This is a genomic window from Bordetella genomosp. 7 (assembly GCF_002261415.1).
GTDB lineage: Bacteria > Pseudomonadota > Gammaproteobacteria > Burkholderiales > Burkholderiaceae_B > Bordetella_A.
Genome location: NZ_NEVI01000019.1, coordinates 205,882 through 222,609 on the forward strand (window position 1 = coordinate 205,882; position 16,728 = coordinate 222,609).

Genomic DNA, 16,728 nt, shown 5'->3' on the forward strand with positions numbered 1-16,728 from the left:
TCTATGTGAAAACAGCATAGTACTGTTATTCGTGCTGACTATACTGGGCCGGTCTCGATGACGATCTTCCAGGTATTGGCATGTCCGCTCCCCGCTTTACCACCCGCCCGGAAATCCGCGGCACGTTTGGCGTGGTCTCGTCCACGCATTGGCTGGCTTCGCAGGTGGCCATGGGCGTACTGGAACGCGGCGGCAATGCCTTCGATGCCGCCGTCGCCGGCGGCTTCATGCTGCAGATTGTCGAACCGCACCTGAACGGCCCGGGCGGCGAAGTACCCATCCTGCTCTGGAACGAAAAAGATCCCCGCATACAGTCGCTGTGCGGGCAGGGAACGGCGCCGCAGCTGGCCACGCCCGCATACTTTCGCCGGCTGGGCCTGGACATGGTGCCGGGCGTGGGGCTGTTGCCGGCCACCGTGCCCGGCGCCTTCGGCGCCTGGATGACGATGCTGCGCGACCACGGCACCTGGGAACTGGCCGACGTGCTGCGTCCGGCGATCGACTATGCCCGCCACGGGTTCCCGCTGGTGCCTCGCATCGTGCAGGCGATCTATGCAGTGCAGGACCTGTTCCGCCAAGAATGGAAAAGCTCGGCCGAGGTCTGGCTGCCCGCCGGCAAGGTGCCCCACCCCGACCGCCTGATGCGCACGCCGGCCATTGCCGACACCTATGCGCGCATCGCCGCCGAAGCCAACAATCGGGGCAGCGACCGCCGTGCGCGCATCAATGCCGCGCTGGATATCTGGTATCGCGGCTTCGTTGCGAAAGCCATCGACAAGGCCTACCGCCAGCCTGTGCGCGATTGCACCGGCGAGTGCAATGCAGGCCTGCTGCGGCGCGAAGACATGGCCGACTGGCGCGCCACTTATGAAGAGCCCGCCACACTGGACTTCGGGCGTTTTACCGTGGCCAAATGCGGGCCGTGGTCGCAAGGGCCGGTTTTCCTGCAACAGCTGGCGATGGCTCGCCACCTGCAGCTGGCCGGGCTCGCCGCGGATTCGCCGGTTTTCGTGCACAGGATCGCCGAGGCCGCAAAACTTGCTTTTGCAGACAGGCTGGCATGGTACGGCGACCCGCTATACAACGATGTGCCCCTGGCGGCGCTGCTGTCGGATGATTATGCGTTGTCGCGCGCGGCGCTGATTACAGAGCAGGCCTCGCGCGAGCTGCGGCCCGGCTCGCCCGCAGGCCGCGCGCCCGCGATGCCGGACCTGGACGCAGCGCGCCGCGCGCTGGCGCAGGCCGACACGCGCTTCGGCGTGGGCGAGCCCACGTTCGCCCAATTGCCGCCGGTGGGCGAATGGCTGGAGCGCGAACTGTTTGTCGGCGATACGTGCCACATCGATGTCATCGACAAAGACGGCAACATGGTGGCCGCCACGCCATCGGGGGGCTGGCTGTCGTCCAGCCCGGCGGTGCCCGGCCTGGGTTTTTCACTGACGACACGCCTGCAGATGACCTGGCTGGACGATGGCGTGGCGGGCCAGCTGCGGCCCGGCGCGCGCCCCTGCACCACGCTGTCTCCAGGCATGGCATTGCGCGACGGGCAACCTTATATGGCGTTCGGCACACCGGGCGGCGACCAGCAGGACCAATGGACCGTGGCTTTTTTCCTGCGCCATGCGTTGTGCGGCATGAACTTGCAGGAGGCCATCGACAGCCCGTCGTGGCATATCGACCACTTTCCTGGTTCGTTCTGGCCGCGCACCACCACGCTGAACCGCATCACGGTCGAATCGCGCATGCCGCAAGCCACCCTGGACGCGCTGCGCACGGCAGGCCACGACCTGGCGGTAGGCGCGCCGTGGTCGGAAGGGCGCATCAGCGTCTGCACGCGCGAACCGGCCGGCGGCGGCGCGAACCTGCTGCGCGCGGGCGCCAACCCGCGCGGCATGCAAAGTTACGCGGTCGGCCGATAGGCCCCGTACCCGGCACAAAACCTGATTACCAACGATCGCCCATCTCGCGATTTCATTTTGCACGGCGGCGCTTGCCGCAAAAACAAGGGGAACCAACCATGACCTATTCATTACGCAACGCATTGCGCGGACTTGTGCTGGCGGCGGGCATATTGCCTGCCGCCGCGATGGCCGCGTGGCCGGAAAAACCCGTCACGCTTATCGTGCCGTGGGCGGCCGGCGGCTCGACCGACATCCTGGCGCGCATGCTGTCCGAACACATGACCAAGAGCTACGGCCAGCCTGTCATCGTCGAGAACCGATCGGGCGCATCGGGCAATATCGGTTCGGCGATGGTGGCGCGCGCCGCGCCGGACGGCTACACGCTGCTGATCGGCTCGATGAGCACGCACACCATGAACGAAGCGCTTTACGACAACATGCCTTTTGACGGCGTCAAGAGCTTCACGCCCATCGCCCAGCTGGCGCTGGTGACCAACACGATGGTGGTGAACCCGTCGGTGCCCGCCAACACCGTGCAGGAATTCATCGAATACGCGCGCGCCAACCCGCAAGACATCGCCTATGCATCGGCCGGCCCGGGTTCGACCAACCATCTCAGCGCGGCCATGTTTGAAAAGGCGACGGGCATCGAGATGATGCATGTGCCCTACCGGGGCGGCGCGCCCGCCGTGCTGGATACCGTGGCGGACCGCACGCAGCTGCTGTTCAGCGCCGGCACGCAGACGCTGCCGCATGTGCAGGCCGGCAAGCTGAAACTGCTGGCGGTTACCGAGACCCAACGCTCGCCCCTGCTCAAGGATGTGCCCATCGTGGCCGAAACCGTGCCCGGCTATTCAATGGAAGTCTGGTACGGCGCTTTCGGTCCGGCCGGCATGGACCCGGCGCTGGTGGCCGACCTGAACAAAGAGATCAACCGCATCCTGGCGCTGCCCGAAGTGCAGAAAAAAATGGGCGACATGGGTGTGCTGGTTACGCAGTCTACGCCCGAAGATTTCGCCAGGACGGTGGAAAGCGACGCACAGAAGTACACCAAGATCGTGCGCGACCTGGGGATCAAGGCGCAATGACGGATCTGCATGAACGCATTGCGGCCGCCGTCGCCCGCAGCGGCGCGCTGATCGACGCACTGGGCGGCCGGGACCCTGCAGCCATTTTTGGCGAGCTGGACCGCTGGGCTCACGGCGTGCTGCGCCAGGCGCTGTGTACGGTCAATCGCTACGACGCCGAGAACATGGCGGTCGTACGGTTGTACAGCTCAGACCCGGTGTCTTATCCGCCGGGCGGCTCGAAGCAGAAACGCGGCATGCCGTGGGCAGAGCATGTGCTGCTGCGGCGCCGCGTGTATGTGGGCGAAGGCGCCGACGCGATCCGGGCGTCGTTCGATGACCATGCGGCGATACTGGGGCTGGGATTGCAGTCGGTGATCAACGTGCCGGTAGTGGCCGATGACGTGTGCCTGGGCACCGTGAACTTTCTGATGCGCGAACCCCGCATCGAGGATGCGCACGTCAGCTTCGCCCGACTGGCGGCGCATGTGGCCGCGCCCGCTTTCGCGCGCTGAACGATGCTGCGACCGCGGGGCGGGCCGATGGGCCTGCCCCGCCCGCCGGATCGCCGGACCGCCGGGCCGCCGGATCGCCGGGCCGCCGGATCGCCGGGCCGCCGGATGATCAGGTGCGCGGCAGCGTGACGCCGCGCTGGCCCTGATACTTGCCGCCGCGATCACGATACGAGGTTTCGCAGACTTCGTCGCTTTCCAGGAACAGCATCTGCGCGCAGCCTTCGCCGGCGTAGATCTTGGCGGGCAAGGGCGTGGTGTTGGAAAACTCGAGCGTGACGTGGCCTTCCCATTCGGGTTCAAGCGGCGTGACGTTGACGATGATGCCGCAACGCGCGTAGGTGCTCTTGCCCAGGCAGATGGTGAGTACGCTGCGGGGGATGCGGAAATACTCGACCGTGCGCGCCAGTGCGAACGAGTTGGGCGGGATGATGCAGACATCGCCCTTGAAGTCCACGAATGACTTTTCGTCGAACTGCTTGGGGTCGACGATGGTGGAATTGATGTTGGTGAAGATCTTGAATTCGTCGGCGCAGCGCACGTCGTAGCCGTAGCTGCTGGTGCCATAGCTGACGATACGGCCGCCATTGGCGGTACGGACCTGGCCGGCCTCGAACGGTTCGATCATGCCGGCCTCGGCCGCGCGGCGGATCCAGCGGTCGCTTTTGATGCTCATGAAATTTGCCCCGGTTGGTTGCCGGCTATTTTATCTGCTTGCGCAAGCCGGCGGCCCCTGCGGCGGTCAAGGGCGGGCGGCTCAATCGTCAAAGAAGGTGCGATAGACCAGCGCAATGCCGCTCACGGTACCACCTTTCAAGTCCAGCGACAGGCCGCGCGCCAGGCGATAGCTCAGCCGCCCCACGGTTTCGGAGCCGGACATGGCCTGCTCGACGCTGAGCGTGATGCCATTGGCGAAGCGCTTGCTGGCGACCACGAATTGGGTGGCCAGCGCGCTGTTGCTGTCCATGTTGATCTGGCTGGCCACGGTGCGGTCGGGCAGCAGGCTGCCCGAACTGCCGACGGTACCCGAGCGGATGCTGAGCTCGTCCAGCCCCAGCTGCCGGTAGAAAGGCTGCCCGCCCCCCAGCAGCGCCGTGCCCACCGACAGCAGCAGCGCGGCGTCGCTGCCGCCTTCGTCCGGGCCGCGGCCCAGGATCAGCCACGACAGTTTCTCGACATCGCTGACTTCGGGGTAGGACACCAGGTCGATACGGGGACGCTGCGCCGTGCCACTGACCCGCACGCCTGCCTCGACCTGCTCGCCCGTGCGCAGCGCCTCGATGTCGAGCAAGGGGTTATCCAGCCTGCCCTGGAAGGTAAGCGTGCCGCGCCGCAGGCGCAGCTTCTGCCCGTAGGCTTCGATGCCGCCGCCGCGCGTGCGCAGCGCGCCCAGCCCGGTCAGGCGGCCGTCGGCCATGCGGATCTCGATGGCGCCCACCAGCCCCGCATCCAGCCCCATGCCGGTGATGTAGAAGCGCGGACCCATGTCGAACTTCAGGTTCATGGACATCTGCAGCGGCGAGGATCGCGCCTGCTCGTCCTGCCCCGCGCGGATCACTCGCACGTCGTCATCCAGGCTGGGCACGCCTTGCAGGATTTCCAGGCTGAACCAGCCCGCGTCGGCGACGAGGTCACCAGTGATGGACAGACGGGGCAGCTGCGCGTCGATATCGACGTTGCCCGATACCATCGCGTAACGGTCCGAGCGTTGCAGCGCCGGAAAACGGTGCAGCTTGACGCGCACCGCGCCCCGGTTCTGCAGCAGGTCCCAGTGCCCGGTGGCTTCCACGTAGCCGTCCTTGGCATCGGGATTGGTGGTGATCCATTCGCGGGTGCGCCATTCGTCGGGCATGACGCGCAGCGACGCCGGGAACCGCAGCGTATCCAGTACCAGGCGGGTGCCTTCCAGATGCGCGGCCAGCGTACCGTCGATCAGGCGTACGCCGTCGTCGATGCGAACCACACGCAACGACTGCCCGTGCAGCGTGCCGGAGCTGGTCCATTTGCCGTTGAGCGTGCCTTGCACGGCAAGGTCGGCTCGCAGCTTGCCGCGCACTTCCATGGTGTCGCCCAGGAACAGATCGATCCACGTCAGATCGGAAATGTCGGCCTTGAGGTTGGCGCGCATGGGGCGGCGCTCGTCCAGGGCAAAGCCCCCCGAAGGGCTGGCAAGCAACATGGCGGTCGCCGTCGCCGACAGCGTGCCCATTTGCCGGGTGCGCACGTCCAGCGTGGCGTCGAGCTGGCTGACGCCGGGCCCCGTACGCCTGGCCGCCACGTCCAGCACAAGATCGGTCAGCCCCAGCGCAATGGGGGGATCGCCGGGAATGCGCAAGTCGCCGTCGCGGCGCGCCAGCCTTGCGCTGCCGGCCAGAGCGCCATCGAAGCGCAGGTTCCAGGACGCGTCCAGCGCGATGCGCCGTTGCGCATCGGGCACGCGCGGGTTGACCCTGCCGCCGCTGGCCGTGCGCGCGGCCTGGGGGTCGAGGGCGCGCAGAATCTGCCGCACCATCGGGGTCGTGAGCACGAGATTGTCGGCCCGGCCCGCGGTTTCCCAGTGTGCGCCGCCGCCGCGCGAACCTTGGTGGGCGATGACCACGCGCTGCTTGTCCGGCAGGCGCAGCGTAAGCTGGGTGGCGCCCAGCTGCCACTGCCAGTCAGGCTCGACGGCCGATGGCACGAGCTCGAGCTCGACGGGCTGCAGCTCCAGCGAAAAATCCATCGAACTGGCGGCCAGCCGCTCGATGCGGCCGCGCCAGCCCGGCGCGCCCCCGGCCGCACCCCGCGCCGGCCCCCAGCCGCCCGCAAAGCCCAGCTCGGCGCGGATCGGGGCCCGCCCCAAGGTATCGGCACGGGTATCGGCCGGCGTATAGCGCGCGTTGAATTGCCCGCGATGCTGTTCGAGCCGCCCATCGAGCTTGCCCTGTAATGTGACGCCCCCCGGCACGCCCGGCCAGAAAGCATCCAGCCTGGGCAAGTTCGCGTCCAGCGCGAGCGCCCCCTGCCCCTGGGTGAGCTGGCCCTGCGCGCGCAGCCGGTTGGGCCCCAGGGTCAGGTCCAGGTTCAGGTCGCGCAACTGGTAGCCTGCCAGCGGATCGGCCCGGACCTCCCCGGGCGCGCCAGGCTTGGCGGCAGGCGGCGCCGGCAACGCATCGACCCGGCCCGCCAGGGTGCCGGCAAGCGGGTGCTGATTCCAGCGGCTGCCCGGAGCGACGGAAGCTTGCACCTGCGCATGCCGCAGTTCGTAGGCGCCCGCCACCTGGGCATCGACCGCCACGCTTGCGCTGAGCCGCGCGGCAGGCAGCGCATCGCCCGCCAATGTCGCCAGATCCAGGCGCTGCGCATCGAGTGTGGCTTTCACCTGGTCCAGGCCCGGCTGGCCGGCCAGGGGCTGCCGGTCGAACGTGGCCGCCAGCCCCGATTTATCTGCCAGCCGCAAATCGAGTTTGGCGGTGATCAAAGGAAAAGCCTGTGCGGGAGCGAGGCCCGCATGCCCTTCCAGCGACAGCGCGCCATCTGCGGTGGAGCCATCGAGCTGCACGTCGAGCCGGTCCAGCGTGCCCTGGGCAGCAACGCGCAAGGACGCGGCGCACGCGGACGCGGGCTCGCCGGGATGCGCTTCGCCTTCCGCGCCGGGCTCGTCCGCGCCGCGCGTGTGGTCGGCTGGCGGCTTGGCGGCCGCCAGCTTGCGGCTTGCGCACAGGGGCGAGCCGGCGCCCACGCCTTGCGCCGCGATGCCCAGCTGCGCCCGCATGGGCCAGGGCGCCGCCAGCTGCAGCAGGTGCGCCTGGCCGCTCAGGTCGGCCTGCTCCGACCCATGGGCCACGTGCAGACTGTGCAGGCGCAGTTGCGCGCCTTGCGCATCGACTTGCAGCGCGGCCGCCAGGTCGGCGATGGCCACGGGTACCGGCTCGCCGTTCGTACGCAAGTCCAGCGAGCCCAGCGCCAGGCGGTCGAGCCGGATATCGACCGGCAGCGCCGGCAGGGCGAAGGGGTCGGCAGCGGGTTCCGGGTCGGGCTCGACGCCGGGCTGCAAGGCGATGTAGGCATGCGCGGCGGACAGTTCGCGCACGTGCAGCAAGCGCTCGCCCAGCGCGCGCCAGCGCACGTCGAGCCGCAGGTCGGCAATGTCGATGGCGACGCCGGGCAGCGCAAGCTGCAGGCGCCCCACGTCCAGGCCGCCCAGCACGCTGCCTGTGATCCGTTCGGCACGCCCGTCGAACTGCTGCGCGACCGTCGTGAGCAACATGCGCGTGCCGGCCTGCGTGCCCGTCAGCCACGCGCCGAAGGCGCACAACAACACCACCAGCGTAATGGGCACGGGCAGCCACCACACCAGCAGGTGGCGAAACACGGCACGCAAACGCTTCAAAACGCGATCCCCAATGAAAAATGCAGGCGCAAGTCGCGCTCGCGCTGCCCGTATGCCAGGTCCAGGAACAAGGGGCCGGCCGGCGTACGCACCCGCGCGCCCACGCCATAGCCCAGGTGCCATTCCATGCTGCCGAAGGTCTCGGCCGCGTCGCCCGCGTCGACGAATACACCCATGCCCCAGCGCTCGTTGAAATAATGGTCGTACTCGATGCTGGCCACCGCCAGGCTGGCCGCGCCAACGACCGCGTCATCACGGTCGACGCCGATACTTTGATAACGGTAGCCGCGAATGGAGCGCGCCCCGCCGGTGCGAAAACCGAAGTCATCGGGCACCCGGGTATCCGAATCGGACCATACGCGCCCCACTTCGCCGCGCACGGTAAGCACGTCGCGTTCGCCCACCGGCCACCACTTCTGCCCCCGCAGGCGCACCCGGAAGAAGGGGTCGCCGCTGTCGAGCACCACGCCTATGCCGCCGCCCACGGCGATCAGGTTGCCTTCGCGCGGGTCATACTTGTTGTCGACATCGCGCCGCAGCCATTCGGATGTCAGGGTGCCGCTGGGCAGATCGTATTCGTCGCCTCCGTCGATCTTGACGTGGTCGTGCGCCAGGAGCACACCCCAGCGGTTTTCGTACTGGACGCGGCTGTCGCCCGCGCCCTGCCGCACTCGCAGCCGGGTCGCGCCCAACGCCACGCGGCGTACATCCAGGCCCTGGATATCGGAATGATCCGCCAGCAGCCCGATCGAGTCGCGCTGGCCTTTTTCATCGGGCGGCAGATGAAAATCCAGGTAGGCACGCTGGCGCAGGCGGTCGACGCCTATGCCGCTTTCAAGCGTGACCGGCACGCCGAACACGACGTTCTGCCGGTAAGTGGTTTCGGCGCGCACACCCGCGTCGCTATCCACGCCCAGCGACACCGCCACGCGCCGGGCCGGCGCCTCGACTACACGCACGTCCACCGGCAAGGTGATTTCGCCGTCGGAATCGTAGGCCGGCGCCGGCCCGGCCTCGGGCCCGCCCGCCACCTGCGGATCGCCCATCGGCGTGTCGGCCGCCAACCCGCTGGAGCCCGGCGCGCGGGCGCGTTCGGTTTGCGTGGCGGCCGGACGGTCGGATGGGCGTTGCGCCTGCGGCGACGCGTCGGCGGGCGTCGGGTCCAGGGTAACGAAAGCGCCTCGGAAGAACGACGTGGTCTGCAGGTCCTGCTGCCAGGCGTCGAGCTCGTCCTGGTTGAACGGATCGCCCTGGTCGTAGCGCACATAGCGCCGCACCAGCGATTCGGGCACGCGCCGCAGGCCTTGGGTGTTCAGCGGCCCCATGCGCACCAGCGGCCCGCTGTCGATGGTGACCGACAGATGCACTTCGGCCGTATCGGCATGTACCACTGCGTCGGACGCCGCCATATGCGCCAGCATGAAATCGCGCGCCGCCACGGCGTCCAGCAGCGTCGATTTGGCGCGGTTCCAGTCGGCGTTGATGAAAGGCTGGCCGACGCCCAGCAGCCAGTCTTTGCGCAGCTGCGCCACGCGCTCGGCATATTCGGCACGCGTGATGCGGCCCGTGAATTTGAGCTCGACGGATGCCACGTGCGCGCGCTTGCCCGGCTGGATGGAAATATCCCAGGTTTCGCCAGCGACATCGGTGCCCGTTTCGAGCGTGACAGTAGGCGAAAAGTACCCTTGGGTGGCAAGCGCGGCCAAGGTTGCGTCGCGGGCGCGCCGCCGCAGGCGGGTGATTTCGCCGCCATCCTGGTCTTCGGCCAGGCGCGTGATGGCGTCTACCGCCGACGTGATCGATTGCAGGGCGGCCGGCGCCACGCCGCCGGGGTCGATGACCACTTCGGGCACCTGGGCATGCGCCACGGGCGCTGCGCCCATCAACAAGAACAGAAGCAAAGCGGCCGCTGACCGCATGGCCCGCATGGCTCAGGCGGAAGGCTGCACGACAACGGGCGGCAAGCGGCCTGCCATGTCGCGCGGCAACCCCGCCACCGCGGCGGCAACCTTGCGGGCGATGTCGCGGTAGCGGCTGGCGGCCTCGCCTTGCGGATCGGCCACCACGCTGGGCCGGCCGGAATCGACATGGGCCCGGATGTCCGCGGCCAGGGGCAGGCTGCCCAGCCAGGCGGCCTGGTACTGCTCGGCCATGCGCCGACCGCCGCCTTCGCCGAAAATCGCCTCGGCGTGGCCGCAATTGCTGCAGACGTGCACTGCCATGTTTTCGACGATGCCCAGGATAGGCACGTCTACTTTCTGGAACATGCGCAAGCCCTTGCGGGCATCCTGCAGCGCCAGGTCTTGCGGCGTCGTGACAATCACGGCGCCCACCACGGGCACTTTCTGCGCCAGGGTCAGCGCCAGGTCGCCCGTGCCGGGCGGCATGTCGATGATCAGGTAGTCGAGGTCGCGCCAGTTGGTCTGGTTCAGCATCTGCTCGAACGCCCGCGTCACCATCGGGCCCCGCCAGATGGCCGGCGCATCGGCATCGATGAGGAAACCGATGGAGTTTGCCTGCAGCCCATGGCCTTCGAGCGGCTCCATGGTTTTATTGTCGTGGCTGGCCGGCCGGCCGGTAATGCCCAGCATGGTGGGAACGCTGGGGCCATAGATGTCGGCATCCAGAATGCCGGCGCGCGCGCCCTCGGCCGCGAGCGCAAGCGCCAGATTGACGGCGGTGGTGCTCTTGCCCACGCCACCCTTGCCCGAGGCCACCGCAATGATGTTGCGCACCGTGGGCAGCGGCCTGAGCCCGCGTTGCACCGCATGGGCGCCAACCGACCATTTCACCGCCACCTTTGCGTCGGGCGCCCCGGCGGCGGCCAGTGCGCGGCAGGCGGCCCGCTCGATTTCGGCCGCCACGTGGTCGGCCGGATATCCCAGCGTGACGGTCAACGACAACGCATCGCCGCGCCATGCGATGTCACGATCTTTTACAAAATCAGCCAACGCTCGGCGGGAAATGGGATCTTGCACCGCCCGCAATGCCGCACGGACTTCCGCTGTCGGTATACTCATTACTCTGATTCCCTGGGCAGGACGGCTTTGCGCCGCCCGCTACCCTCAAGGATAGCGGATACGCGGGAACCTTTTGTCCTGTTTTGCGTCCGACCACAATGACCGACACTATCTCCCGATTCTTCCGTGCCGTTGCGTTTGCCGTGCTGGCCCTGTTCGGCATGGCCATGGCCCTGGTGTTCATGGTTTCCACGGCCATCGCCATCGGCATTCTGTACGTGGTGGCCAAGGTCCGCGGCAAGCCATTCGGCGTGCGCGCCTACTGGAGCCAACGCCAGACGGCGCGTCCCGGCAGCTTCCGCCCGGGCGCCCAGGGCCCGTTTCCCGCCGCGCCCCGCGACGTCATCGACGTCGAAGTCCGCGAAGTCCGCTAGACGGCGCGCGAACCGCTCTTTTTCAGCGCCCCCGCCCCGGCTCCGGCCGGCGCGGGGGCGCGTGCTTTGGCGCTGCGCTGGCGCCACCCCGCCGGGCCGCTAAAATAGCCGGCTACCCATTTGCGAACCACTCTTTCCGACATGCCCCGCACCCTGTTCGTCACGACCGCGCTGCCCTACGCCAACGGTTCCTTCCATATTGGCCACATCATGGAATACATCCAGGCCGACATCTGGGTGCGCTCGATGCGCATGGCGGGGCATACGGTGCATTTCGTGGGGGCCGACGACGCGCACGGCGCCCCCATCATGCTCAAGGCCGAAAAAGAAGGCATTACGCCCGAGGCCCTGGTGGCGCGCTATGCCGAAGAGCGGCCGCGCTACCTGGATGGCTTTCACATCCGCTTCGACCACTGGCATTCCACGCACTCGGCCGAAAACGTGGCGCTGTCGCAAGACATCTACCGCGCCCTCAAGGCGCAGGGCCTGATCGAAACCCGCGCCATTGAACAGTTCTACGACCCCGTCAAGGGCATGTTCCTGGCCGACCGCTATATCAAGGGCGAATGCCCCAAGTGCCACGCCAAGGACCAGTACGGCGATTCGTGTGAAGTGTGCGGGGCGGTGTACGCGCCCACCGAGCTGGTGAACCCCTATTCCGCGCTTACCGGCGCCGCGCCGGTACTGAAATCGTCCGAGCACTTCTTCTTCAAGCTGTCGGACCCGCGCTGCGTCGAGTTCCTGCAACAATGGACGGCGGGCAGCAACTCCGCCGGCAACAAGCACCTGCAGCCCGAAGTGCTGGCCAAGACGCGCGAATGGCTGGGCGGCGACGACGGGCAGGCCAAGCTCGGCGACTGGGACATTTCGCGCGACGCGCCCTACTTCGGCATCGAGATTCCCGATGCCCCCGGCAAGTACTTTTACGTGTGGCTCGACGCGCCCGTGGGGTACCTGGCATCGCTCAAGTCCTATTGCGATAAGCAGGGGCTCGATTTCGACGCGCTGCTCGACCCGCAAGGCAGCACCGAGCAGGTGCACTTCATCGGCAAAGACATCATCTACTTCCACGCGCTGTTCTGGCCCGCCATGCTGAAGTTCGCCGGGCGCAAGACGCCGGACGCGCTGAACGTGCACGGCTTCATCACAGTCAGCGGCGAAAAGATGTCCAAGAGCCGCGGCACGGGCATCTCGCCGCTACGCTACCTGGACCTGGGCATGAACGCCGAATGGCTGCGCTACTACATCGCCGCCAAACTCAACGCCCGCGTCGAAGATATCGACTTCAACCCGGACGACTTCGTGGCGCGCGTCAACAGCGACCTGGTGGGCAAGTACGTCAATATCGCCAGCCGTGCCGCCACGTTCATTACACGCCATTTCGATGGCGAGCTCGCCTACGACGGCGATACGGCGGCACTGTCGGCAGAGTTCGCCGCGCAGGCCGAATCGATCCGCGCAGCCTTCGAGGCGCGCGAATACAACCGCGCCATCCGCGAAATCATGGCCTACGCCGACGGCATCAACCAGGCGTTCGATGCGGCCCAGCCGTGGGTGCTGGCCAAGGGCATCGGCAATGCCGACGCCGCCCAGAAGGCGCGCCTGCAAGACATCTGCTCGCGCTCGCTGGCGGGGTTCAAGGCCCTGTCGGTGATGCTGGCGCCCGTGCTGCCCGCGCTGGCCGACCGGGTGGCGCGCGAACTGTTCGGCGCGACACAGGCGTTTGTGTGGTCCGACGCCGCGGAGCTGCCGCAGCGCGTGGCGCCCTTCAAGCACCTGATGCAACGCGTGGATCCGGCCCAGCTCGACCAGTTGTTCGAACCGCCCGCCGAGGCCGCGCCGCCCGCGCCGGTTCCCGGCGGCGAAGCCATCGCCGACACGATCACCATCGACGACTTCGCCAAGATCGACCTGCGCATTGCCCGCATCGTCGACTGCCAGCATGTAGAAGGGTCCACGAAGCTGCTGCAGCTGACGCTCGACGTCGGCGAAGGGCGGCACCGCAACGTATTCTCTGGCATCAAGTCGGCCTATCGCCCCGAAGACCTGGTGGGCAAGCTGACTGTCATGGTGGCCAACCTGGCGCCGCGCAAGATGAAGTTCGGCGTATCCGAAGGCATGGTGCTGGCCGCCAGCCACGCCGACGAAGGCGTCGACGCCGGCATCTATGTGCTGGAACCCTGGCCCGGCGCACAGCCGGGCATGCGGGTTCGCTAGCGGCCGGCGGGGGCGACGCCCGCCCCCGCCCCCCGCTACAGCAAGGGCTCGATGGGCAGCAACGACAGGAACCAGATCAGCCAGCGCTGCCACCAGACCGTGCCGGGCTCGGTGTCATGGCGATGCTGCACGCCATCTTTTTCTTCGATCCAGTACAGGCTGCCATCAGGCTCCAGCTCTACCCGGTAGGCGTGCCGCGCCACATCCTGATCGAACAGATCGGCCATCTGCGCAGCCAGGACGGGGCTATCCACGACAAAGCCGAGCTCGGTATTCAAGTTGATCGAACGCGGGTCGAAATTGAACGACCCGACGAACACGCTTTGGCGGTCTACCGAGAACGTCTTGGCGTGCAGACTGGACCCCGAACTGCCGAGAGGCCCCGCGGCGGGCGCCGTGCCGTCGGGCTGTCCGCGCATTTCGTACAGCTGCACGCCACCTCGCAACAGGGCCTTGCGCTGCCGGACATAGCCTGAATGCACCACGGCCACATCCGTGGCCTCGTACGCGTTGGTAAGCACCTGCACCCGCACGCCGCGGCGCACCATCTGTGTCAGGGCGGCCGTGCCCGCCTCCGTGGGCACGAAGTAAGGCGATACCAGCTCCAGCTCGGTGGCCGGCTCGCCGACGACCTGTTTCAACTGATCGACCAGGGTCACCGTGCCGGGCGACGGGTCCGACACCTTGGACGGGTCGTCGCTCACCATGCGGGTGGGCGCCCATTCGAAGGCGAGCTTTCCTTCCAGCATCTGGCCGATGAAGGGCAGGTCGCGCATTGCCTGCATGTAGGCGGACGCCGCGGGATTCTGCTCGACCTGTTCCGCCGATTCGTGCAGCGCCTGGAGCGGGCTCGTGTCGGCGGGCCCCAGCAGCGCCGCAATCGGGTAGGCCGACTCGCTTGCCCAATAGCGGTCGAAATCGTTCGACACGTCGCCCACCACCTGCCCCACGGCAAGCAGGTCCAGATCGGCAAACAGCACGTCGTCGGCCGCGCCGAAGTATTCATCGCCGATGTTGCGTCCGCCGATGATGGTGGCCTGGCTGTCGGCCGTGAACGACTTGTTGTGCATGCGGCGATTGAGCCGCGAGAAGTCGGTCAGGTACCCCAGCATCTTGGGTCGACGAATCACAAACGGATTGAACAGCCGCACTTCGATATTCGGATGGCTGTCCAGCGCGGCCAGCACGTCGTCGAGGCCCGCGACGCCGTTATCGTCGAGCAGCAGCCTGACCCGTACGCCCCGTTCGGCGGCGTCATACAGCGCTTCGAGCAGCAGCGTGCCAGTCATGTCGCCCCGCCAGATGTAGTACTGGACATCCAGTGTCTTTTCGGCGGCGCGCAGCAACAGGGCCCGGGCGGCGAACGCGGCCCGGGCGTCGGCCAGGGCATAAATGCCGGACAAGCCGGGGTGTGCATCGGCCAGGGGTGCGATGGCGCGCCCCAGCGCCGTCTGGCGCGCCTGCTCGGCAGGCAAGGCGCTGGATTCGGTGCGGCCCTGCTGAGGCGGTAGCGAGCATCCCACCAACATCGCCAGCCCCAGCGCGGCCATGCACTGCTTCAGCCACATGGTGGTTTCCGGCGCGTTGCGCGGGCGCGGGGCCACGGCACAATCGGTGGCATGGGGCGCCTAGGCAGCGGCCGGCACGTCGGCAACCGGAGCCAACGCCGCATCCAGGGCCACGCGCTCATCGAACACGAAGCAATGGCCCTTGAACCCTTTGCCGCCGGTTTCTTCGAAGTACTTCAGGATGCCCCCTTCCAGTTGGTAGACGTGCTCGATACCCGTTTCGGCCATATACAGCGCCGCCTTCTCGCAGCGGATGCCGCCCGTACAGAAACTGACGACGGTCTTGCCCCGCAACGCGTCGCGATGCGCCTGCACCGCCGCAGGAAACTGCGTAAAACGCTCGATGCGCCAGTCGATGGCGCCCTCGAAGGTGCCGGCATCGACTTCGAAGGCATTGCGGGTATCCAGCATGACCACGGGCCGGCCCTGGTCGTCGGCGCCGCTTTCCAGCCAGCGCGCCAGGGTGGCCGGGGCCACCGCCGGCGCCCGGCCCGCTTCCGGCCGGATGGCGGGGTGGTCCATGCGAATGATCTCGCGCTTGATCTTCACGCGCAGCCGACGAAACGGCGCCTGGGCGGACTGGCTGAATTTCACGTCAAGCTCGGCAAAACGTTCGTCTGACCGCAGCCAGAGCAAGAAGGCGTCGATGTCAGAACGGCCGCCGGCCAGGAACAGGTTGATGCCTTCTGGCGCTAGCAGCACTGTCCCCTTCAGGGCAAGGCTCGTTGCGCGTTCCAGCATCTCGGCGCGCAGCCCGGGCAAATCGTCCAGCGACACGAATTTATAGGCGGCGATATTTGTAACGGACATGAAGCGTTTTTGAAGTAAGTCGCAATTTTTAAAACAAGTAATTACAATTGCTGGCGTCTACCTGGGGGTGGGTGGGTCCTGGCGGCGGGTGAATTCGAGCACTTCGCCATCGCGCACGTTGAAACTGAGGTGCCGCGGCGCGCCCCCGCTGTCCAGGGTGAACGTCTGGATACCGGCCAGCGCATTCAGGTAGTCACGCTCGAGTTGCGCGAGCTCGGGTGTAGGGCAGGCCATGCGTGTGGCGGCAGGCGCGGATATCGTCAACTTGCCGTCCTGCAACCGGTAATTGCCGGCGTAGCGATTGCAGCCCGCATACCCCTGGACGCGGTACTGATCGTCATGAGCGAGAAAGGTCAACTCGACAGGTCTGGCGCCATCGCCGTGCGGAAGCGGTCGCACCGCGCCATCGGCGGCTGTCCAGCGGGTCAGTTCCCAGCGGGTTTGCGCGAGCGAATCGGCACTGGTGGCCGCATGCGCCGCGGCCGATCCCCTGGCGACCGCCTGGCCGGTCGACGATGCGCAGCCGCTCAGCACGCCAACCAGGGCGACAAGCTGCAGGCTTCGGAAAATCGAGGAGGTCGGCATGGTGGCTCCGTACATGAATAACCGCTACTGTACCGCGCCGGTCGCGGGCCAAGGCGCTGCAAGAGCAACCGTAGACAGTCATGACGATGCAAAATTCAAGGCGCGATGTTCACACTCGCGGGCAAGTGCGGTTAAATAGTGACCTTCGTTCTATCGCGGCTCCGGGCAAAGAACCGCCTTTCCTGCTTACCGATTTCCCCTTGCACCCCATGAACACAGCGCTGGCCGTGCCTTGCAGCGGACAACTGCGCTTTCCTCTCCCGCGCCTATTCAAAGAGTCGGGTCCCGCTCCGGCATCGGGA

12 protein-coding genes are annotated in these 16,728 nt (G+C 67.1%); 5 read left to right on the plus strand and 7 right to left on the minus strand.

The genetic code is table 11. The features are described 5' to 3' along the window. Nucleotides 1-80: 80 nt before the first annotated feature. From CAL18_RS15385 to CAL18_RS15395, 3 genes are all read left to right on the plus strand, one after another. Nucleotides 81-1,919, plus strand: coding sequence for a gamma-glutamyltransferase family protein (locus CAL18_RS15385; RefSeq protein ID WP_026638885.1), 1,839 nt, complete (start codon nt 81-83; stop codon nt 1,917-1,919). Between the two features lie 98 nt (nt 1,920-2,017). Then, complete coding sequence (locus CAL18_RS15390) at nt 2,018-2,989, plus strand: Bug family tripartite tricarboxylate transporter substrate binding protein (RefSeq protein ID WP_026638886.1); 972 nt, start codon at nt 2,018-2,020, stop codon at nt 2,987-2,989. After that, on the plus strand, nt 2,986-3,483 hold the full coding sequence (locus CAL18_RS15395; RefSeq protein WP_026638887.1) for a GAF domain-containing protein: 498 nt from the start codon (nt 2,986-2,988) through the stop codon (nt 3,481-3,483). Before CAL18_RS15390 ends, CAL18_RS15395 begins: the two co-directional genes overlap by 4 nt. Nucleotides 3,484-3,592: 109 nt before the next feature. Here the strand turns inward: CAL18_RS15395 and dcd are convergent, their stop codons facing one another. From dcd to apbC, 4 genes are all read right to left on the minus strand, one after another. Then, nucleotides 3,593-4,156 (minus strand): dCTP deaminase, encoded by a 564-nt coding sequence (dcd, locus tag CAL18_RS15400; RefSeq protein ID WP_012250980.1) that lies wholly within the window; start codon nt 4,154-4,156, stop codon nt 3,593-3,595. Nucleotides 4,157-4,237: 81 nt separating this feature from the next. Continuing rightward, nucleotides 4,238-7,852, minus strand: a complete 3,615-nt coding sequence (locus tag CAL18_RS15405) for a translocation/assembly module TamB domain-containing protein (RefSeq protein ID WP_094818231.1) — start codon at nt 7,850-7,852, stop codon at nt 4,238-4,240. Next, nucleotides 7,849-9,771 carry an autotransporter assembly complex protein TamA gene (locus tag CAL18_RS15410; RefSeq protein WP_170940370.1) on the minus strand — a complete coding sequence of 641 codons (1,923 nt, stop codon included), beginning with the start codon at nt 9,769-9,771 and terminating at the stop codon, nt 7,849-7,851. The genes CAL18_RS15405 and CAL18_RS15410 overlap by 4 nt, the downstream gene beginning before the upstream one ends. 12 nt (nt 9,772-9,783) lie before the next feature. Next, complete coding sequence (apbC, locus tag CAL18_RS15415) at nt 9,784-10,872, minus strand: iron-sulfur cluster carrier protein ApbC (RefSeq protein ID WP_094797297.1); 1,089 nt, start codon at nt 10,870-10,872, stop codon at nt 9,784-9,786. A 98-nt stretch (nt 10,873-10,970) separates the two neighbouring features. Here apbC and CAL18_RS15420 point away from each other — a divergent pair, with 98 nt between their 5' ends. Next, entirely contained in the window at nt 10,971-11,246 is a 276-nt protein-coding gene (locus tag CAL18_RS15420; protein ID WP_026638891.1) for a hypothetical protein, read from the plus strand. 141 nt (nt 11,247-11,387) lie between these two features. Then, nucleotides 11,388-13,463, plus strand: coding sequence for a methionine--tRNA ligase (gene metG, locus CAL18_RS15425; RefSeq protein WP_094818233.1), 2,076 nt, complete (start codon nt 11,388-11,390; stop codon nt 13,461-13,463). Nucleotides 13,464-13,498: 35 nt separating this feature from the next. Here the strand turns inward: metG and CAL18_RS15430 are convergent, their stop codons facing one another. The 3 genes from CAL18_RS15430 to CAL18_RS15440 are packed head-to-tail and all read right to left on the minus strand — an operon-like array spanning nt 13,499 to nt 16,426. Beyond that, complete coding sequence (locus CAL18_RS15430) at nt 13,499-15,031, minus strand: phospholipase D family protein (protein ID WP_231494534.1); 1,533 nt, start codon at nt 15,029-15,031, stop codon at nt 13,499-13,501. A gap of 60 nt (nt 15,032-15,091) precedes the next feature. Then, the gene (locus tag CAL18_RS15435; RefSeq protein WP_026638894.1) at nt 15,092-15,841 is read right to left on the minus strand and encodes a sulfurtransferase; all 750 of its coding nucleotides are present in this window, start codon (nt 15,839-15,841) and stop codon (nt 15,092-15,094) included. A 57-nt stretch (nt 15,842-15,898) separates the two neighbouring features. After that, nucleotides 15,899-16,426, minus strand: coding sequence for an META domain-containing protein (locus CAL18_RS15440; protein ID WP_026638895.1), 528 nt, complete (start codon nt 16,424-16,426; stop codon nt 15,899-15,901). Nucleotides 16,427-16,728: the final 302 nt, after the last annotated feature.